Source organism: Listeria cossartiae subsp. cossartiae (assembly GCF_014224155.1).
GTDB lineage: Bacteria > Bacillota > Bacilli > Lactobacillales > Listeriaceae > Listeria > Listeria cossartiae.
In genome coordinates this window covers 145,350-167,344 of sequence record NZ_JAASUI010000002.1, presented here as the reverse complement: position 1 = coordinate 167,344, position 21,995 = coordinate 145,350, and the positions used below count along the sequence as shown (strand labels likewise).

16 protein-coding genes are annotated in these 21,995 nt (G+C 37.8%); all 16 read left to right on the top strand.

The window, feature by feature from the left end; genetic code table 11:
- Positions 1–7: 7 nt before the first annotated feature.
- The 16 genes from HCJ30_RS07940 (at position 8) to HCJ30_RS07865 (ending at position 21,799) form a co-directional block, all read left to right on the top strand.
- The gene (locus HCJ30_RS07940; protein ID WP_185391724.1) at positions 8–622 is read left to right on the top strand and encodes an accessory gene regulator ArgB-like protein; all 615 of its coding nucleotides are present in this window, start codon (positions 8–10) and stop codon (positions 620–622) included.
- Positions 606–767, top strand: coding sequence for a cyclic lactone autoinducer peptide (locus HCJ30_RS07935; protein ID WP_008946442.1), 162 nt, complete (start codon positions 606–608; stop codon positions 765–767). The genes HCJ30_RS07940 and HCJ30_RS07935 overlap by 17 nt, the downstream gene beginning before the upstream one ends.
- A 95-nt stretch (positions 768–862) precedes the next feature.
- Positions 863–2,158 (top strand): sensor histidine kinase, encoded by a 1,296-nt coding sequence (locus HCJ30_RS07930; protein ID WP_185391723.1) that lies wholly within the window; start codon positions 863–865, stop codon positions 2,156–2,158.
- 18 nt (positions 2,159–2,176) lie between these two features.
- Positions 2,177–2,905 (top strand): LytR/AlgR family response regulator transcription factor, encoded by a 729-nt coding sequence (locus HCJ30_RS07925; protein WP_008946444.1) that lies wholly within the window; start codon positions 2,177–2,179, stop codon positions 2,903–2,905.
- A 166-nt stretch (positions 2,906–3,071) separates the two neighbouring features.
- A complete protein-coding gene (gene pdeA, locus HCJ30_RS07920; RefSeq protein ID WP_185391722.1) occupies positions 3,072–5,045 on the top strand; it encodes a cyclic-di-AMP phosphodiesterase PdeA in 1,974 nt (657 codons plus the stop codon).
- Positions 5,046–5,047: 2 nt separating this feature from the next.
- Positions 5,048–5,494, top strand: a complete 447-nt coding sequence (gene rplI / locus HCJ30_RS07915) for a 50S ribosomal protein L9 (protein ID WP_185391721.1) — start codon at positions 5,048–5,050, stop codon at positions 5,492–5,494.
- Positions 5,495–5,518: 24 nt separating this feature from the next.
- Positions 5,519–6,871, top strand: coding sequence for a replicative DNA helicase (gene dnaB, locus HCJ30_RS07910; protein ID WP_185391720.1), 1,353 nt, complete (start codon positions 5,519–5,521; stop codon positions 6,869–6,871).
- A 258-nt stretch (positions 6,872–7,129) separates the two neighbouring features.
- On the top strand, positions 7,130–8,422 hold the full coding sequence (locus HCJ30_RS07905; RefSeq protein WP_185391719.1) for an adenylosuccinate synthase: 1,293 nt from the start codon (positions 7,130–7,132) through the stop codon (positions 8,420–8,422).
- Between the two features lie 315 nt (positions 8,423–8,737).
- A complete protein-coding gene (locus HCJ30_RS07900; protein WP_185391718.1) occupies positions 8,738–9,031 on the top strand; it encodes a WXG100 family type VII secretion target in 294 nt (97 codons plus the stop codon).
- Between the two features lie 149 nt (positions 9,032–9,180).
- Positions 9,181–12,399, top strand: coding sequence for a type VII secretion protein EsaA (gene esaA / locus HCJ30_RS07895; protein WP_185391717.1), 3,219 nt, complete (start codon positions 9,181–9,183; stop codon positions 12,397–12,399).
- A complete protein-coding gene (essA, locus tag HCJ30_RS07890; protein WP_185391716.1) occupies positions 12,389–12,910 on the top strand; it encodes a type VII secretion protein EssA in 522 nt (173 codons plus the stop codon). The genes esaA and essA overlap by 11 nt, the downstream gene beginning before the upstream one ends.
- Positions 12,911–12,927: 17 nt before the next feature.
- Positions 12,928–13,179, top strand: coding sequence for an EsaB/YukD family protein (locus tag HCJ30_RS07885; RefSeq protein WP_003740080.1), 252 nt, complete (start codon positions 12,928–12,930; stop codon positions 13,177–13,179).
- A gap of 21 nt (positions 13,180–13,200) precedes the next feature.
- Complete coding sequence (gene essB / locus HCJ30_RS07880; protein WP_185391715.1) at positions 13,201–14,397, top strand: type VII secretion protein EssB; 1,197 nt, start codon at positions 13,201–13,203, stop codon at positions 14,395–14,397.
- 13 nt (positions 14,398–14,410) lie between these two features.
- Positions 14,411–18,901: a type VII secretion protein EssC gene (gene essC, locus HCJ30_RS07875; RefSeq protein ID WP_185391714.1), complete on the top strand. Its 4,491-nt coding sequence runs from the start codon at positions 14,411–14,413 to the stop codon at positions 18,899–18,901.
- Positions 18,902–18,926: 25 nt separating this feature from the next.
- Positions 18,927–19,796: a DUF1672 family protein gene (locus HCJ30_RS07870; RefSeq protein ID WP_185391713.1), complete on the top strand. Its 870-nt coding sequence runs from the start codon at positions 18,927–18,929 to the stop codon at positions 19,794–19,796.
- 17 nt (positions 19,797–19,813) lie between these two features.
- Positions 19,814–21,799 carry an SA1320 family protein gene (locus tag HCJ30_RS07865; RefSeq protein WP_185391712.1) on the top strand — a complete coding sequence of 662 codons (1,986 nt, stop codon included), beginning with the start codon at positions 19,814–19,816 and terminating at the stop codon, positions 21,797–21,799.
- The last annotated feature ends 196 nt before the right edge of the window (positions 21,800–21,995 follow it).

Below are 21,995 nucleotides of genomic sequence, written 5' to 3'. Positions count from 1 at the left end.
GAATTAGTTGAGTAATTTTACCGCAAAAGTCCCTTTGTCAGAAAGAATGGCGGATGTTTTGATTTCAAAAGACCGCTGGAAAGATGATGAAGAAGGTTATTTAAAAGTAAAATATGGACTGGAAATAATTTTAATTAATGCTATGAAGTTTGCTCTCGTATATGGTATTGCCTTAGTAACAGGGCTTTTACTGCAAACGGTGACAGTGCATCTGTCGTATTTATGGCTTAGACGGTATTCTTTTGGATTACACGCAACCAAAACATTGAATTGTACGTTGATTAGCTTGATGATGTTTGTGTTCGCGCCATTCGTTTTTCAAAATATCCCCTCTAATAATTGGATTGTTTTAGGTACATTTGGTTTTATACTACTCAACATGTTTTTATTCGCTCCGGCAGATACAGAGAATTTGCCTTTAATCGGTGCAGAACACCGGAAAACACTAAAAAGAAAAGCGATGATAGGGACGCTAATTTTAACGGGAATTGCGTTACTAATACCATTCGCTGAGATGAAAACATTAATCATGTTAGGTTCTTTGTTTCAGGTGATAAGCATAAATCCACTTACTTACAAACTATTAAGAAGGAGGTATCGGAACTATGAGAAATATGAATAGATCGGTTGGTAATTTCCTCTCTAGAAAACTAGAAGAAAAATCCATGAAAGTTGCGGATTCTTCTATGAGTAAGGCTTGCTTCATGTTTGTATACGAACCAAAAAGTCCGTTCGTAAAAATGCAAGAAAAAAACGAAAATAAATAAATTAAAAACTGTATAACGTCAAAATTCATGCTAAAATAAAAAGAAGGCAAACTTACATATTTAAACATAGATATTTTAGACAGTGGAGGACTAATATGTTTAGTATTTTGATGGCATTTATACAGATAACGGGTATTTTTATAGCAATCCAGATTTTGACAAACAAAGTTTTTTCAATTAAAGAGGGAGTGGTCACTGTAGCAATTGCTATGGTAGCCTTCCCTTTATTTACATTAGTTCAGTACTGGTCGATGATTTTGGTGTTGCTGGTTTTTGTAAGTGCCTTATATTGGAAGAATAAAAATGTAATCGTTTCAGGCTCGATTACACTTGTAGTTATTATTTTGCTTACTATTAGTGATTCTATAGTAGGTTTTATTTTAGTACCGGGGTTACATTTTGAATACGATGAAATTTTTAATGAATTATTACCAACATTAGTTTATTGTGTGGGGATGCTGACGAACTTGTTGGTACTTTCATTTCTTCTTAGAAAACTCATTGAAAAAGTTGATTTATCTAGATTTGTTGAACATAGAAAGTATGCGTATATAATTTTCTCAATCGTTGCTCTTACGGTTTTAGCGTTTTATATGAACATTTACGCAGGCTCGATTGCTGGTTTCGATGGTTCAGTTTTGAAAATTAATACGCTTATTTTTACGGGTTATACCATTTTATTAATAGTTATAGTGACGGTTGTTATTAAAACAGCGACCAACGAACTTAAAGTACAGAATCAGAAGGAACAGCTAGAACAGTTACAGGATTATGTTACTACATTAGAGTCCCTGCATAGAGAAATGCGCGTTTTTCGTCATGATTATGTGAATATCTTGTCTACACTTGTGGGATATATTGATAATAATGATATGCCGGGTTTGAAATATTACTTTGAAAATAATATTGTACCTATAAATAAAACAATTGAATCGAACAACTATAAGATTTCATTGCTGCAAAATATTCACGTGATTGAACTAAAAGGTTTGTTGGCAGTTAAGTTAATACGAGCTCAAGAACTGAAAATTGATGCGATTTTGGAAGTAGTTGAACCGATTGATAAGATTTCGATGGATAGTATAGATTTATGTAAAGTCGTTGGAATCTTGCTGGATAATGCAGTTGAAGCGGCGCTAACTTGTGAAAATCCAGTTATTCGGATTGCGTTTGTGAAGAAAGGCGATAGCATTATCATTGTGTTTGCGAACAGCTTACCAGTGAATATGCCGCCTGTATATAAAATATTTGAAGAAGGTTTCTCGACAAAAGGGGAAGGGCGTGGTTTAGGTCTTGCTAGTTTGCGGGAGATTATGAAGAAATATTCGCACGTTGCCTTAGATACGAAAGTGACTAATAGAGAAGTTATTCAAGAACTAGAAATTATGTAGAAGAATGGGGATGAATTTATGCTACCGGTTTTTATTTGTGAAGATAACAGAATGCAGCGAGAAAGGTTAACGAAATATATTGAAGACTATATAATGGTTGAACATTTTGATATGAAGTTAGAGCTTTCGACAGGAGATCCGTTTGAGTTAGTATCACGAATGCCTTCACATCAAGGTATGGGGCTTTACTTTTTAGACATTGATTTAGGGCAACCGGACATGAATGGTTTTGAATTAGCTCAAGAAATTCGGAAATTTGATCCGCGGGGCTTCATTATTTTCATTACGACACATGCGGAATTGAGCTATATGACTTTCACGTACAAGGTGGAAGCGCTTGATTACATCATTAAAGATGATATTGATATGTTGCATGACCGAGTGCTGTCTTGTATGAAGCAAGCGGAAGAACGGATTTCTAACGATCAAGATATGCAGAAGTATTTTACGTTTAAAGTTTCGGATAAGAAGATTATTCATGAACTTTTAGACGATATCTTATTTTTCGAAACAGCGCCGACGATTCATAAAGTAATTTTACATGGCAAAAATCGTCAGGTGGAGTTTTATGGTAAGTTGAAAAATATTGAGAAAATGTTGGACGAATCCTTTTATCGGTGCCATCGTTCGTATATTGTGAATAAGAAAAACATTCATGAGCTAGATACGACAAAAGGCGTGGTAAAGATGTCTAACGGAGAGAATTGTTACGCATCATCGAAGTTAATTAAAAGCTTGAGTTTATAAAAGTGGCCTTAATGGTCGCTTTTTTTGTACGAGGTTTGGTTTGTATTTGATGAAATGGTGAAATATAGGTAAAATAATAGTGGTGAATTGTTAGTTCAGTTTATGTTATGATATAGATACTCAATTTCAGACAAAAGGTATGTAAAAAAATGGGGAGCTGGATGAAATGTCAGGCTATTTTCAAAAACGAATGCTTAAATATCCATTATACGGTCTGATTGCAGCGACAATTATTCTGGGCGTAATCACGTTCTTTTTTTCGTGGTGGCTATCGGTAATAGTTGTTGTTGGTGGGATTATTCTTACGGTTGCGATGTTTTACTTTGAATATCGCCTGAATGAGGACGTTCAACTATATGTTTCTAATTTAACATATCGGATTAAGCGCAGTGAGGAAGAAGCGCTTGTGGAAATGCCGATGGGAATATTGCTGTATGATGAACATTACAAAATTGAATGGGTTAACCCGTTTATGTCGAAATACTTTGATAAGAGAGAGTTAATTGGGGAGTCCTTGGAAGAAGTGGGACCGGAATTTCTGGACGTGATTACTGGGAATGATGAAAAGGGGATTATGTCGATTGCTTGGCGTGATCACCGTTTTGATACGATAGTAAAGCGTAAAGAGCGGATTTTATATTTATATGACCGGACGGAATATTATGATTTAAATAAGAAATACCAAGCGAATAAATCTGTTTTTGCGGTTATTTTCTTAGATAATTATGATGAATGGGCGCAAGGTATGGATGATAGACGTCGTAGTGCTTTGAACAACTTGGTGACGTCGATGTTGACTAACTGGGCCAGGGAGCATCGTATTTATTTGAAACGGATTTCGACAGATCGCTTTATGGCCTTTTTGACAGAGGAAATGTTGAAGCGACTGGAAGAGGAGAAGTTTCAAATTTTGGACCGGATTCGCGAACGGACGTCGAAGCAGAATATTCCTTTGACGCTTAGTATTGGGATTGGTTATAAGGAAGATGATTTGATTCAGCTGGCGGATTTGGCGCAGTCTAGTTTGGACCTTGCTTTAGGGCGCGGCGGCGATCAGGTCGTAATTAAGCAACCAGAAGGAAAAGTGCGTTTTTATGGCGGGAAAACCAACCCGATGGAAAAACGGACCCGTGTTCGCGCACGTGTGATCTCGCAAGCCTTGCAAGAGCTAATTACGCAAAGTGATCAAGTTTTTGTTATGGGGCACCGCTATCCGGATATGGACGTAATTGGTTCGAGTCTTGGTGTGATGCGGATTGCGGAGATGAATGATCGGAATGCTTATGTGGTCGTTGAACCTGGCAAAATGAGTCCAGATGTGAAGCGACTAATGAACGAAATTGAAGAATATCCGAATGTAATTAAAAATATTGTTACACCGCAAGTTGCGCTAGAAAACATTACCGAGAAGAGTTTGCTCGTTGTTGTTGATACGCACAAACCTTCGATGGTTATTAATAAGGAATTGCTGGACTCAGCTACGAATGTGGTTGTTGTCGATCATCACCGTCGTTCAGAGGAATTTGTTGGAAGTCCGGTGCTTGTTTATATCGAGCCATATGCGTCATCTACTGCCGAACTGATTACGGAGCTATTTGAGTACCAACCGGATTTAGAGCAAGTTGGGAAAATTGAAGCGACGGCACTTCTTTCCGGGATTGTGGTTGATACGAAGAACTTTACGCTACGGACTGGGTCGCGAACGTTTGATGCGGCAAGTTATTTACGGTCGCTTGGTGCGGACACGATTTTGGTTCAGCAATTTTTGAAAGAAGATATTACTACTTTTACTCAGCGGAGCCGTTTAGTGGAGTCGCTTGAAATTTATCATGACGGCATGGCGATTGCGACTGGGCGTGAAGACGAGGAATTTGGCACAGTTATAGCAGCGCAGGCGGCCGATACGATGCTTTCAATGGAAGGCGTGCAGGCATCTTTTGTCATTACGCTACGTCCAGATAAATTAATCGGGATTAGCGCGAGGTCGCTTGGTCAAATCAATGTGCAAGTCATTATGGAAAAACTAGGCGGTGGCGGACATTTATCGAATGCAGCCACACAGCTTAAAGATGTTACAATTGCAGAAGCAGAAAAACAATTAATTAGCGCCATTGATGCGTATTGGAAGGGAGAAACATAATTATGAAAGTTATTTTCTTGAAAGACGTAAAAGGTAAAGGTAAAAAAGGTGAAACTAAAAATGTTGCTGATGGTTACGCAAACAATTTTTTAATTAAAAATGGTTACGCGGTAGAGGCTAACAATGCGGCTTTAAGCACACTTTCAGCTCAAAAGAAAAAAGAAGATAAAGTTGCTGCTGAAGAACTAGCTGAGGCAAAAGCTTTGAAAGAAAAAATGGAAAAATTAACAGTGGAATTAAAAGCGAAGTCTGGTGAAGGCGGCAGATTGTTTGGTTCTATTACATCCAAACAAATCGCTCAAACGCTTGAAAAAACACATGGTATTAAAATAGATAAACGTAAAATGGATTTACCGGATGCAATTCGAGCTTTAGGCCATACGAAGGTGCCTGTGAAGTTGCACCATGAAGTAACGGCAACACTTGATGTACATGTTAGTGAAGAATAATTTTTCTTAAGGGAGCGTAAGACAGTGGATAATAATTTCCAGGACAGAACACCACCACAAAATATTGAAGCCGAACAAGCTGTACTGGGCGCGATATTTCTTGAGCCGAATGCGCTGATTACTGCTTCTGAAATTTTAATGCCGGATGATTTTTATCGCACTGGTCACCAAATCATTTTTGAAACAATGCTTGATTTGAATGACCACGGGAAGGCTGTCGATGTATTAACAGTGTATGAATCGCTTGCGGCCAAAGGTAATTTGGAAGATGCGGGTGGTTTGCCATATTTGACGGAATTATCCGGAGCTGTGCCAACTGCTGCGAACTTAGAATACTATGCGCATATTATCGAGGACAAGGCGCTTCTGAGACGTTTAATTAGAACGGCTACCCAAATTGCGACAGATGGTTATTCGCGCGAGGACGAGCTCGACATGCTTATGGACGAGGCGGAAAAGAGTATCTTGGAAGTTTCGCAACGTAAAAATGTCGGCGCGTTCAAGAATATTAAAGACGTCCTTGTTAAAACATATGACGATATTGAAATTTTGCATAATCGCAAAGGTGATATTACTGGGATTCCAACTGGATTCAATGAGCTGGACAAAATGACAGCTGGATTTCAGCGGAATGATTTAATTATTGTTGCCGCGCGTCCTTCCGTTGGTAAAACAGCATTCGCCTTGAATATTGCGCAAAATGTTGCGACGAAAACGGACGAGAATGTGGCCATTTTTAGTTTGGAAATGGGTGCGGAACAACTTGTTATGCGTATGCTTTGTGCGGAAGGTAATATTAATGCGCAGAATTTACGGACGGGTGCTTTAACGAGTGATGATTGGCAAAAGCTGACAATTGCTATGGGTACACTTTCTAATTCTGGGATTTATATTGATGATACGCCGGGTGTTCGTGTGAATGAGATTCGTTCCAAATGTCGTCGTTTAAAACAAGAAACTGGTCTTGGCATGATCGTGATCGATTACTTGCAACTTATTGCGGGGAGCGGTCGTGGTGGCGAAAATAGACAACAAGAGGTTTCTGAAATTTCTCGTTCATTGAAAGCTTTGGCGCGGGAACTTGAAGTGCCAGTAATTGCACTTTCACAGTTATCTCGTAGTGTAGAGCAACGTCAAGATAAGCGCCCAATGATGTCAGATATTCGTGAATCAGGTTCGATTGAGCAAGATGCTGATATCGTAGCCTTTTTATACCGGGAAGATTATTATGACCGGGAAGGCGAAAATGATGGCACGATTGAGATTATTATTGCGAAACAACGTAATGGTCCAGTTGGTGACGTAAAACTAGCCTTTGTAAAAGAATATAATAAGTTTGTGAATTTAGAAGTGCGGTACGACGACGCAATGGCTTAATGAGGAAACCTTGTGAAATTCTAATTAGATTTGGAGTTCGCAAGGTTTTTATTTTATGCAAAAAGGTATCATATTACTAAAAATATACTTTGGATTTCTGCTAAAATGATTAAAAAAGCGAACGATAAAATTACCTTACAAATCAATGTTCGTAAATCCATTGACTATTTTGGTGGCAAACGGTACAATATATAGTGGAAAATGAAGAGGCTATGAAAAACTCATAGCTATCAAAGACCAATTAAATGAGGTGTTTAAATGTCTTCAGTTGTTGTAGTAGGAACACAGTGGGGCGATGAAGGAAAAGGGAAGATTACAGATTTTCTTTCCGAAAATGCAGAAGCGATTGCTAGATATCAAGGTGGGAACAATGCAGGTCATACAATTAAGTTTGATGGCGTAACGTACAAATTGCACTTAATTCCATCAGGTATCTTTTACAAAGAAAAAATTAGTGTTATTGGTAACGGTATGGTTGTTGATCCAAAGGCTTTAGTGGAGGAATTAAGTTATCTTCATGACAAAGGCGTGGATACTTCTAATTTGCGTATTTCTAACCGCGCGCACATTATTTTACCGTATCACATTCGTATTGATGAAGCTGACGAAGAACGTAAAGGCGCAAATAAAATCGGTACAACGAAAAAAGGTATCGGCCCAGCATACATGGATAAAGCGGCGCGTGTTGGTATCCGTATTATCGATTTACTAGATAAAGAAACATTTAAAGAAAAATTAGAGCATAATCTTGGCGAGAAAAACCGTTTATTAGAACGTTTTTACGAACTAGAAGGCTTTAAATTAGAAGATATTTTAGATGAGTACTATGAATATGGTCAACAATTTAAAGAATATGTTTGCGATACATCGGTTGTTTTAAATGATGCACTTGATGATGGCAAACGTGTGTTATTTGAAGGAGCGCAAGGGGTTATGCTTGATATTGATCAAGGAACATATCCGTTTGTAACTTCAAGTAATCCGATTGCTGGTGGAGTAACTATCGGTAGCGGTGTTGGTCCATCGAAAATCAATCATGTGGTTGGTGTGGCGAAAGCTTATACTACACGTGTTGGTGACGGTCCTTTCCCGACAGAATTGTTTGATGCTATCGGCGACAATATTCGTGAAGTTGGTCATGAATATGGTACGACTACTGGTCGTCCGCGTCGTGTAGGTTGGTTTGACAGTGTTGTTGTTCGTCATGCTCGTCGTGTTAGTGGATTAACTGATTTATCGTTAACTCTACTTGATGTTTTGACAGGAATTGAAACACTTAAAATCTGTGTAGCTTACAAATTAGACGGAAAAACAATTACAGAATTCCCAGCAAGCTTGAAAGATTTAGCTCGTTGCGAACCAGTTTATGAAGAACTTCCAGGTTGGACGGAAGATATTACAGGCGTTACATCACTAGATGATCTGCCGGTTAATTGCCGCCACTATATGGAACGTATTGCGCAACTTACAGGCGTGCAAGTTTCTATGTTCTCTGTAGGTCCAGACCGCGCTCAAACACACGTAATTAAAAGCGTTTGGCGTTTAGCTTAATAAAAAATTTATCAAGCCTCTCTAAGGTTTTCCTTGGAGAGGCTTTTTGATTGAAGATTTTTTCTGTATAAGAGCTTGTTTTGATTTCGATATGGTATACAATTCATTGTTCGAAAACTTGAAAAATTTAACAAAAATAATATTTGTTTGTGAAATACGCATCTTTTATACGGAAAATGATTCCTTAAAAAGACCTAATATCAATGTTTTGGGGCTATTTTATTCGTATTTCTGTCACAATTTAGCTTGTGAATTCATGATATAATTTGAGAGTGATATCTTATTCACAATAGATAATAAGAGGAGATGAAGTGAATGTCAGGTCAAATTCGTATGAGTCCTAATGAGCTACGTGATCGCGCTAAAACTTACGGTCAAAGTGGTAGAGATATTGAGGATATTCTAAGTCGTTTGAGCCAATTACAAGATCAACTTCGTAGCGAGTGGGAAGGTCAAGCTTTTGTACGTTTTGATGAGCAATTTGAACAATTAAAACCAAAAGTGACTGAATTCGCTAACTTGATGGATCAAATCAATGATCAGCTTGAGAAAACTGCGAACGCTGTTGAAGAGCACGATCAACAACTTTCTCAAAACTTTGGATTCTAAAAATCAACAAAACAGTGAGGCATACATACAAATATAGTTGGATGCTTTACGAAAAGCCATGCAGTTTTTTGCATGGCTTTTTCTAAAATAGAAAGCTTATGCCTAAAAAGGTATTTATATAAAAAAGACACAGCGGGAGTGGGACATGGATGAAGAAGGTAAAATGGAGTATTTTACTCTTTTTAGTCTTGGCGATTTTTCTGTCGGCAGGAATTACTTATTTGGCTTTGAATCAAGGCTCAAATAAAGAAACTAAAAATAATACTGAAAAAGTACACAAAATGACTATCGCACTCGTTAACGAGGACCAAGGAGATACTTTCCAAGGAAAACGAGTGGAATTCGGGAACCAATTTGTTAAAAGTATTGAAAAAGATGAAGGACATGAATGGTACGTTGTTAGCCGCGGTGTTGCAGAAAGTGGCTTAAAACGAGATGTATACAACATGATGATTGTTATTCCAAGCGATTTTTCTCAAAAAGCATTGTCAATGACATCGGCTGCACCAGAAAAAGTAACCATTAGCTACAAAGTTAATGATGTCGGGAATAGCGATTTAAAAGCAGAAGCAGAAAAAACAGCAGCATCTGTACTAGAAGACTTCAATTCACGGATAATTGACGTTTATTTTGCTAGCATTTTAACGACCTTACAAGAAGCGCAAGATAACATCGGCGCGTTAGTTAAGGAAGAGAAAAAATACGATGCTATTTACAACAAAGACGTAAATAATCCGTTATCCAACTATACGGAACAATTTAAAACGGTACAAACGTATACGGGGACTTCTAAAGAGAGTTTCCAAGGCTTTCAAGATATTATGAAGGAATTTGAAGAAAGCTTAAAAATCTCTAAAACGGAAAACGCTGAACATATGAAAAATATGGACGGGTTTACAAAAACACAAGAAACAAATGCGCCTTTTGGGATAAAATTCACGGAGAACTTGCAGAATTTTGATGGTTCTTTATCGGCAGAAGATATTAGAACACAAACGGCTGCGTTAGAACAAGCCAATGCGCAAATGACTTCAGAATTTCAAGTTTTAGAAGGAGCTAATTCATTATTATCGCAGACGCAAGCTTTGCAAAACTATATCGCTGAAACAAATGCGCGGATTGAAGCGCTAGATGGTGAAATTATCGGAACGCTCGAAAATGATTTCCGGACAGCAGTTTATAATGATTTGCTGCGTATTTTAAAAGAGAACGATTATTCGGATAGAATAAATGAAATTGGCTTTAAAGATTTAGCTGGCGAAGATATTAACGCTGGTTTTAACAATATGATTGTGAATGAAATTAAAGCATTGCCGACTTATAATACGGATCAACTGGCGTATCTCGGGCTAGATGAAGAGATGTACAAAAATGTTGTAACGCTATCGAAAGAGTATTATAGCAGTCATCGTAATGCTTTTGGTGAGGATTTTAGATTTACAAATGATGCCAAAGCATTGCCAACAGATGTGCTGAAAAGTGACACAATTAACCGACTAAAATCAGAAGGTGTTGGATTAGAAAGCCAGTCTTATACTGTACAAGTTAGCCCTTATAATACAGAAGTTGTTGTGAATTTGGATGAAAATTTCACTTTTTCTAATATCGATTGTCTGGTTAACGGAAGTCCTTATACAGGATTAGTGCAACAGACACCATACGGCGAAAATGGTATTAAGTTTTATATACCATCGCTAACTTACCCAATAGATATAAAAATTACTGGTAGAGCAATATTACGAGAAGGTGCAAATGTTCCTTTAGTTGGGGCTGCGAATTGGAGTGCCTCGGTGCAACAATTTGAGAGTAAAGAATATGGATACATGCCGGTTGTTCCGGATCCATCTAATCCAACGCAGCTAAATCCTGGTATGGCAACCTCCTTACTAGTTAGAAAAGAAGCACAGCCGATGAAGGTCAATTCGGCAACGTATCTTAATGAAACGAGCTCTTCTGTTAAAGCAATTACTAATACCGTGAAAGATTATTATAAATTACAAGCATTATTTGATTTATATTATGGAATTGATGCGAGTAATTCGGAGCAAATGCCGGACTTTAGTGATTATCAAGTCACATTAGATAATTCCGCAAAATCTTCTTCGTATTATTACATTTTTAATAAAGAAGATATTATTGGTAGTTTTGTAAATCTGACAACAGACCGTTTTGTGGCGGATTATACGAAAAAAATCAAGGCCTTTGAAAAACGAATTGCTGATTATAAATATGCAATGTCCGAGGCGAATTCACGATCAGAAGATGTAACAAACAGACTAAACGAAACGACCCAAGAAGCCATTAGTTTAAATACAAATCTAGCTTTAACGCTGCAAAATCTGGAAGCATGGCGCGAGGCTAGTAAAGGTCTAATCGCAGAAAATGGTGTGGTTTTAGATAAATCTGGCGAAGAAGCAACGATGGCGCTACAGTTAAGTTCTGAATTTGCAGGAATTTTGGCGAAAAGTGAGTCGTTAGCCGGTACTTCAGAAGGTAATTTAAAATCAGCTGAAGTCGTGTATCAGACTTTTGATGCCATTGATAAAGAAGCGAAAAATATCCAACAAAGTGGAGAGACTTTAGTAAAAGAAGCTTCTACATTATCGGATGATTTAGGGCAAAAACTGGAAGACGACGAAACGTTCCAGAAAAACTTTGCGAAGGTCATGAAAAACAGTCGTGTCGGTGATCGTCAAAATGAAAATCTATATAGTTTCTTGAGTAATCCGGTCGATAAAATGAACGCCGGAACTATCGTGGCGGGCGATAAATCAATGCCATACTTTATGGTTTTAATTTGTACAATTCTTGCCATTTTCACGAGTTACGTAATTTCACATCAAGAGAAAAAACGAGAACAATTGAATGAATTTGAGGATGAAATGTCGCTTGTCTTTAAAAATATCCCAATTACATTTTTAACGATTTGTGTGGGGATTATTGAAGGGCTAGTAATCGGTGCCGTTTCAGGATTTATTTTTGAAGTTGGGGAAATCGGAATGTTCCTATGGATTGGTGTCTGCGTGTTAATTATGATGGCGTTGGTTACGGCGTTTTCATACTTATTACGTCAGCTCAATATGATTGGGATGTCGCTTGTGTTGCTAGTGTTAAGTTTATACCTATTCTTAACAGATGCGGTTGGACTTAATATCGATAACGAATCTATTTTCGCGACGTTCAGAAAGTTCTCGCCACTGCAATACATGGAGCAATTGCTAAATGGAATTTTAAGTGCACAGCAAGATTATATTATCGTCGTATACAGTTTGATTGGGACGACGCTCTTATTTACGGCACTTAATCTGTTTGTCTGGCACCGCTCTAAAGATGAAGATGTAGAGGAGGACTATTCAGATGAAATTTAAAATAGCGGCATGGCTGATGCTGATGTGTTTTGCTTTTGCTCCAAGTGCGCTCGCTGCGGATTCAGATAGTTATCTCGAAAACAGCGGAAAAATGGACATCAAAACAGACAGACTTCAAAAAACCGAAGAAGAAAAAACAAAAGAACTAGAGCAGATGGAAGAAACAGAGCTCGATAAAAACGGAATTCCACTTTTCACCGCCGAAATGGATGAAAAAATCGCCAAACAAAAAGCGGCAGAAAAAGCGGAATACGACCGGATTAAAGACTCGCTTTTTGAAGAGGAACCAACTTCTGGTGAGACAGTGAAAAAAACGAAAGCCAAATTGTTCACCGGAAAATACGCAACCACTGCTGTAAACACGGAAGTAGCTGCGACCGATACGGCAGAAACGACGGTAGAAGACGAAAATAAAAAGACCAAACAAAAAACAGTTGGCGGAGCAATTGCTGGGACGCTTGTTGCTTTAGCAGGCGGGATTTATGTGGCTGCGCGCAATGTTTTTGAATAGAAAGCGGGGAGTTTTAAATGGCTAAAAACACACATATGAATGTGACAGTTGATTTCACTAATTGGGGCGCAGGTAAGTATGACTTGCGAATCCCGGTGCATCAACCAATCAAAGCATTAATTATCAATTTGGCAGAAACACTCAAGATCGAGTATAAAGATTTGTCCAAATGTACGATAAAAACAACGAATAAAGCAATTCTACTAAGCGATGATGATAAATTAACTAATTTTCAAATTGCCGATGGAGACATTTTAGAAATTTTATAGAAAAAAAGGAGAATGAAAACGATGAATAAGACAACAGAAATGGACGGAACAGCTTACGATTTTACTTATGAGGATTTGGTTTGGAGCATTACGTTCCCGAAATCTAAAACACATGCTAAAGAACTGGCACAACTAGAATTATTAGAAAAACCAGCAGCACATTTTACACCTGCGAAAATTTCGAGTGACAGCGATTCTTATACAATTTCTTATGAGATTGCCGAACGCACTTACGGATTTGAACAAATTCGAAAAATGGAACGCGAAGATAAGCTACGTGCGCTACGCAATATTGCCGATTTAAGCGAATTGCTAAATACACGTTATACATTCTTTTTACACCCAGATAATTTGGTTTTCGATATTAACCTAGTACCAAATATCGTTCATCGCGGTATTAAAAACATTTTACCGCCATACGAGTTAACCGAAGAAGCGTTTTTCAAACAATACCAATGCTTCGTTATTGCGATGTTTTCTAAGAAATTTTCTTTTGAAAACTTGTACAATGGCTCGCTTACAGGTGCGAGAGGGACGCAATTTGAGAAGAACATTTTGGATGCAAAAACGATTCAAGATATTGCCGATATTTTAGAAGAAGCTTACGTGAAAGAACATGCGACGGTTCAAAAAAATATGGCAAGTGTACCGAAGAAAAAATACGGCACTTTCCGCGGGTTGGCAGTCGGTTTTATTATCGTTGCGATTTTACTAGCAATTCCAGTAACTTATTTTGCTTTCGTTAAAGTACCACTGCAAAACGATTTACTGACAGCAAACGAGAATTTCTTAAAAACCGACTACGATAAAGTAATCACAGGTCTAGAAAACGTTGACCCAGAAAAAATGCCGCAATCCGTACAATACGAACTAGCATATGCTTACGTTAACGGCGAAAAAATGAGCGATAAAAAGAAAGAAAACATTATGAACACAATCAGCTTGAAATCCGATGCGAAAAACCTGCTTTACTGGATTTATAATGGTCGTGGTGAATTTAAAGAATCACTTGATATTGCCAAACTTTTAGATGATCCAACACTTGCGATGTACAGTTTAACCAAACAAATTGAACAAGTACAAAGTGATACAAAACTAAGCGGCGATGAAAAAGTAGAAAAACTAAAAGCGTTAGAAGAGAGCTTGAAAGAATACGATGAAAAAGTGAACGAAAAAACAACAACTGAAGACGAAACAACAAATACAGAAACAAAATAAGGGAGAATGAACCATGAATAGAGAGGCTTTATTAATTGTTAGTAACGGGCAGCAATGTCATAAACACCATTTGTCCCCTGAAAGAGTCGTGACAATTGGTAATACAATCGAACACGAAATCACTTATCCGGAACTGGCAGAAACGATTGAAGTTAAGTGCAGTGAAGGATCTTGGAATGCTGGAGCAACTGCGCTTCAAACAAACCAAGCTGTGAACATAGACAATTTAGCATTTTACCTGTGCCAAGATTTGCACACGCAAGTATATGATGTCGTAACGAATATTTCTGTGGCATTTGGTGCCGGAACTGAAAATGATGTCACGATAGATGATACAAAATCGGACTTCTTACTTTTACGTGGTGCGAAGGAAGATCTGTTTAAACTACAAGTATTAAATGGCGAAATTTATCATAACTTTTCTTTAGTGACGGAAGATTGCACGTTAGAGCCGGGTGACCAGCTTTATACGGACGGTGTGACGATTACAATCGGAAAAGAAGATATTAGCGTGCAAGCTGTGAAAAATCGCGTGACGAGCAAATTAGCGCCTTTATTTGCTGCGGATAATTCGTTTGGCGAAGACTATCCAGATTACCACCGTTCACCGCGGATTATTTACCGTGCGCCAGAAGAAAAAATTAGCATGGCGAAACCGTCAAGCAAGCCCTCAAAACCAACAGATGGCTTAATTAAAATTATTTTACCACCACTAATTATGGTTGCGATTACGGTAATGATTTCCATTTTCCAACCGCGTGGGCTTTATATTATCATGACTATCGCAATGTCCGCTGTGACAATCACGATGGCGATTATTAACTACGTGAAATCACGCAAAAAATACAAAATCGACTCTAAACAACGAGTGGAAAGCTATGATTTATATTTAAAACGCAAAACAAAAGAACTACACGAAACAAGCGAAAAACAACGCCACGCCTTAACTTATCACTATCCAGATGCAGTGGAGCTTGAGAAAATGGCGCTACGAGTAGATTCACGTATTTATGAAAAAACAATGTTCCACCACGATTTCCTGACTTTCCGAGTTGGTCGCGGCGACGAAGCAAGTAGCTTTTCTGTAGAATTCCAACAAGAAGAGTTTAGCCAAGAAAAAGATGAACTTGTCGAAGAAGCTGTGAAGATTAAAGGGCAATATTTATCTATCAATGAAGTTCCAGTAGCGACAGATTTAATGCACGGACCAGTTGGTTACATTGGGCCACGCCGTCTTGTATTAGAGCAACTTCAAATGTTAGTAATGCAAACTTCCCTTTTCCATAGTTATTACGATTTGCAATTTATTACCATTTTCCCAGAAGAAGAAAAAGCGGATTGGGACTGGATGCGCTGGTTGCCACATGCGAATATGCGTGATGTGAATGTGCGCGGTTTTGTTTACCATGAACGTTCGCGTGACCAAGTGTTGAACTCGCTTTATCAAATTTTAAAAGAACGGAAACAAGCGCTCACTGAACAAGCGAGCAAACAAGAAAAATTATACTTTACGCCACATTATGTGGTTTTAATTACCGACGAAAAATTAGTACTCGATCACACGGTTATGGAATTCTTCAATGAAGATCCAAGCGAACTAGGTGTTTCTTTAGTGTTCGTACAGGACGTAATGGAGAGCTTGCCAGAACACGTGAAAACGGTCGTGGATATTCGTGATGCGAAGAGCGGGAACATTATTTTGGAACAAGGCGACCTTGTAAACCGCGCGTTCGTCCCAGACCATTTGCCAGCAGATTTTGACAAAGAAGTAATCAGCCGGGCTCTTGCGCCGCTAAACCATCTACAAAACTTAAAAAACTCGATCCCAGAATCCGTTACTTTCCTTGAAATGTACGGTGTGGAGCGCGTGGAAGAGCTAAATATTGCCGGACGCTGGGCAAAAAATGAAACCTATAAGAGTCTTGCTGTACCACTTGGCTTGCGCGGAAAAGACGATATCGTTCAACTGAATTTACATGAAAAAGCACACGGCCCGCATGGTTTGGTAGCCGGAACAACTGGTTCTGGTAAATCAGAAATCATTCAGTCTTATATCATTTCACTTGGCGTCAATTTCCACCCATATGAAGTCGCATTCTTGCTGATTGATTATAAAGGCGGCGGAATGGCGAACTTATTTAAAAATATGCCACATTTACTGGGAACAATTACAAACTTGGACGGCGCGCAATCGATGCGTGCACTAGCTTCCATCAAAGCCGAATTGCAGAAAAGGCAACGGTTATTTGGCGAGCATGATGTTAACCATATCAACCAATACCAAAAACTATACAAACAAGGAAAAGCGACCGAACCAATGCCGCATTTATTCCTTATTTCAGATGAGTTCGCCGAGTTGAAATCAGAACAACCAGAATTCATGAAAGAACTCGTTTCGACAGCACGTATCGGTCGTTCACTCGGAATCCATTTAATCCTAGCAACCCAAAAACCAAGCGGCGTCGTGGATGACCAAATCTGGTCCAACTCCAAATTCAAACTAGCCCTAAAAGTACAAAACGCCAGCGATTCAAACGAAATTTTGAAAACACCAGACGCAGCAGAAATCACACTACCAGGTCGTTCGTACTTGCAAGTTGGTAATAACGAGATTTACGAATTGTTCCAGAGCGCGTGGAGTGGTGCGGATTACGTGCCGGATAAGGAAAGCACGGACTATATTGATACGACGATTTATGCGATTAATGATTTGGGTCAGTATGATATTCTGACGGAGGATTTGAGTGGATTAGATAAGAAGGATGATTTGACGAAATTGCCGAGTGAGTTGGATGCGGTTATTGATCATATTCATGCGTATACGGAAGCTTCTGGGATTGAGGCGTTGCCGAGACCTTGGTTGCCGCCGCTTGAGGAACGTATCTCGCTAGAAAGCATTAGTACAGTTGATTTTGAAGCAAACTGGCAGAAAGAAGAAAAAGATTTAGAATTAACGTTAGGAGTGCTTGATCAACCTCAGTTACAAGCACAAAACGTTTTACATTGGAATCTAGAGAAAAATGGACATATGGCAGTATTTTCTAGCCCTGGTTTCGGGAAATCAACATTCATGCAAACTGCGATTTTTGATTTAGCTAGAAAAAACACACCAGAGTTTTTCCATGCATATCTATTAGATTTTGGCACAAATGGTTTGCTTTCGCTTAAAGGTTTACCGCATGTTGCAGATACATTTTCAATTGATGAAACAGAGAAAACGTTAAAATTAGTAAGACTCCTTAGCCGAGAAATTAAAGAGAGAAAACAGCTATTAAGTAAATTTAGTGTAGCTAGTTTGAAAATGTATGAAGAAATTAGTGGTGATAAGAAACCAATTATTCTACTAGCAATTGATAACTATGATGCGATTAGAGAAGTGGATGAATTTGTAGCAAATCTCGAACCAACAATTGTCCAAATAGCAAGAGAAGGGGCTAGCTTAGGAATCCATTTAATGATTACAGCTAATAACCAAAATGCTATGCGTCTACAGCTATTATCTAACATTAAAACGCAAATAGCTTTACACTTGAACGAGAAAAATGAAGTGAGCAGTATTGTAGGTAGAAGCGACTACACTATTGAAGAATTACCGGGGCGAGGGCTAATTAAGATAGAAGAACCTACATTGTTCCAAATGGCGCTTCCAAATAATGGAGCCGAAGCAATCGAAATAATCAAGAATAATCAAGATGAAGCAGAGAAAATGACTGAAATTTGGACAGGCAAAAAGCCACACTGTATACCAATGGTTCCAGAAACATTAGGTTTTACTCACTTTACCGACCACATGGAAACAAAGAAAATGCTTGAAATGAAATCGATACTACCAATCGGTTTAGAGTACGAGTATGCCAGTCCTGTGGGAGTATCATTAGAACAGCATAATCTAGCTATCATCATGCCAACTGTAGAATTGGTACAACAGATTATCACAAACAGTAGTCACTTACTTGTTAAAAAAGAATTAAGAGAGTTAGTTATTTTTGATACGCCTTCTATGGAATTAATGAAGTTAAAAGAATTACCACTCACTTACATTACAAACAGTGAGCGAATAGAGGGTAAAATTGACATTCTTTATGGAGCATTTAAAACAGCAGAACAAGCATATTTAGAAGAATTACAATCGAATAATACCATAACAAAAGAAGAATACTTCAAAAATGTGCCACCTATAGTAGTCGTTACCTACTCAACTGTTCAGCTATACAACCAACTATCATCAAACGCGCAAAAACAATTACTAGAGATGTTAAAATCAGATGGTAAAATGGGAGTACAATTCATTATAGGGAATGACTTAGGAAGCATGGCGAAAGAGTACAGTCCAATTGGAGATACTATTCGCAATTCCAAACAAGTTTTACTAGGTGCTCGATTTGCAGACCAAGCAATCTACAGCCCAACAATCAGAATTGTACAAGAAAAACCATTAGCTCCTCAAGAACTGTATCTACTGTTAGAAGGAAACGCAGAAAAGCTTAAGATTCCAAAGGGATAAAATACAGAAGCAGATAGGAGAACAAATGAAGAAAAAAATCATCGGTTTGTTAGCAAGTTTATTATTATTAGGAGGTTGTTTCAATATGAATGAGAAAACAGAGCAAGAGAAAGCGCAAGAAGGCACTACGCCCGTGCAGGATTATGTAGACCAAGGATATTCATTTGTAGATGGAAATAAATCGGCAGAAAAAGTGAAAAAGCACGAGGAAGAGATTAAACAAGTTGCGATAGACTATATGAAAACAAAATATAAAACAAATGTGAAAGTAAATAATGTGGTACCAGCTCGAAAGGCTGCGGTTGTTATTGTGGAGTGTGAAGAACCAATTCAATTTACCACATCTGTTGTTGTGGGCCTAATTCTTAATAAAGATGAGGTAGGAAGCGCTCACGAAGAAGAAGGTGAAGTGGAGCAAGCTATAGTAGGTGGGCTCTATGCAAAAGCATTTGAAAAGGAATTTCGGCATTTAGATGAATTGACAGAAAAAGTAGCAATGAAAAATGACTTGGTAGGATATAAACAAGAAGCATTAGATAAAACATCACCTAATGGTTATCAAGGGAAGTATTATTTTGTTTCACTTGGCTTCAAAGAATATTTAAGTGTGTACAATGCTTATTTAAATAAGCAAGAAATATCAGCCAATGAGTTACAAGCTTTATTTAGAAAAGATGATCCAACGGGTGAAAAAATGACTATTGCGCTGAGATTTTTCATGAAAGAAGATAAATTGCCCACACAAGAATTTGTGGATAATATTGCTGAAAAATTATTGCAAGAATCAAATTTGCCTAAAGCTACTTATCTAATTACTATTTATAAAAATTCTATCGTGAACCGAGTAGGATTACCAGATGGTGAAAATACTAGTACAGAAATTTTCATTAAATAATTAAGGGGTGTATATAAATGACAACAAAGACGGGGACACCAGATACAGATTTAATTGAACTAAGTGGGAAATGGGTTTATAGACATCCACTAAGAGGTAATAGTTTATATGTAAATGGAACTTTGTATGAAGTAAAAGAAGGCGAGTACAATAAATCTTCTGGTCTTGACTATATGATTGTCGAGAATAAAACTACAGGCGAAATCAGCATGATTTTCGAAGGCACCCAAGGCACCCAAGATTTCTTAACGGATGGTACACTTCCTGGATCTATTCCCAATACTCAATTAAGGGAAGCAGACGCAGCATACAAAAAAGAAAGTCAAAAATATGATATTAAAAATGTCGCAGGAAACTCTTTAGGTGGAGGTTTATCTAATTATGTAGCATCTAAAAATGATGGCATAAGAAGCGTCACTTACAATCCGGCTATCCTACCCAAAGGAACTTATGACAAAAACAATCCAAGAATTACTAACTATTTAAGTGAATATGATCCACTAACCTTAGGAGAACGAGGGGTGGGATACGGAGACCGTCTTCCTGGAGAATCACACATTGTTCAAAATAATGTACCATGGCTGCAGACAATACTTTCTAATCATACAGGTTATGATGATGAAGGTGTCACTGTTAATGGTAAAAAAATTCCAATTGATGCAGATGCTTATCTTCCCGTAGGTATTTGGAGTGGAAAGGTTTTGACAGGAGGAAAAGGGCAGAAAATCGATATGAATCCGGACAATATTCGAATTTTAGCCAATAGTTTACGGACGCGAATGACAGAGCAAGTAAACATGGGGCAGTTTTATTTAGATACAGCTGTAGACTTAGTGAATAACGAGGGAAGTCATTTGGATGATAGAACAGTTTCTTTGCAAAAATCATTTGACAACTTGTTGGCGGAAAGCGAGTTTGGAGAAATCATTACTTCATTATCTAATTATTCATCTTTTCGAGATGACTTGGAAAGAGCAAATCCGGTATGTTTTGGAGCGTTAGATGTGATGCAGAGAGTAAGAACTTTACCTTTTTTAGGGGATTTGTTAGATGTGGTTTCAGGTTCTTTCTTAAGTGTTGGCGGATTTTTAACTGATATTCCTATGCTTATTGTAGATCTTGCTTTAAAGACAGAAGATGCAATGGATCAAGTATCAAAAGTCAAAATGCAGGCTGTACCGGAACTGTTTAAAGGAATTGATAACCAGTACTTGAGTGATGCAATGGTGGCAGAACTTAAAGAACATTATAAAATATTGGATGATAATAAAGATATTGTCGTTAAACAAGTATTAACGTTTAGCTCCCAAGTCACTTATGTATCAAATGAACTCGAAAAAGCAGATAAACTTTTAAGCGCGACCCAAAAAGTGCAAAGTGTTGGAGCTCCACCAGCGACACAATCCTATGTCTTAAAAAAATCAAAAGCTTTAAAGAATGGGATGGGGAAAAAGCAACAATTATTAGATAAAAATTATAAAGCATTCACCTATAAAACAACGAGTTTATTAATACCAGCATTAAGTGGGGTTTATAGTATTGTCAATCAATTAAAACAGGCAATTAGATCAGCTATACAGCATTTGAGAACCCTTCAATACGGCTTTTCGAGAGTAAAAATCCCCTTTACAGACATAGACAATCAAGTAAGAGAGCAAATAAGCGAGTGTATCAGAAAACTGCAAGAAATCCTATTGACGGTAAAAGGTGTAGGAAGCGCAGTAAAAGATTTGCAATCTAATTTACCAAATGTGTTAGCTGCGTATCGCCCTTATATTGACACCGCATTATTTGATGGTACTAAATTCCATGATGTCATTTTATTAAATAAAGCAGCAGCAAATATCTTCCATAGTGCGGAAATGGTTTTTGGAGATATTAAGTATCAATTAAGTGGAAACGAGTCGGCGGCTATTTCCGCGTTAGATAAGTTAGCTGTAAAAACTAGTAAAAACATGAAAATTTTATTAGAGCAAATAAAGCGTGGAAGTATTAATGTTTAGTAGTTGAGGAGTTAAATTTTTAAAGATTTTAATGCTAAATTCACAAGTGACATGGACGGCATAGTTGCGAGAATTGTGTTTTTAAGCATTTCATATCAAGAGTTAAAGAGATAATGGGACTGGCGATTAGAACAAGTATAATAGCAAAACTACGGTTGGTGATTGGTGGAAAATCATTTTTCATTAGTATATATAG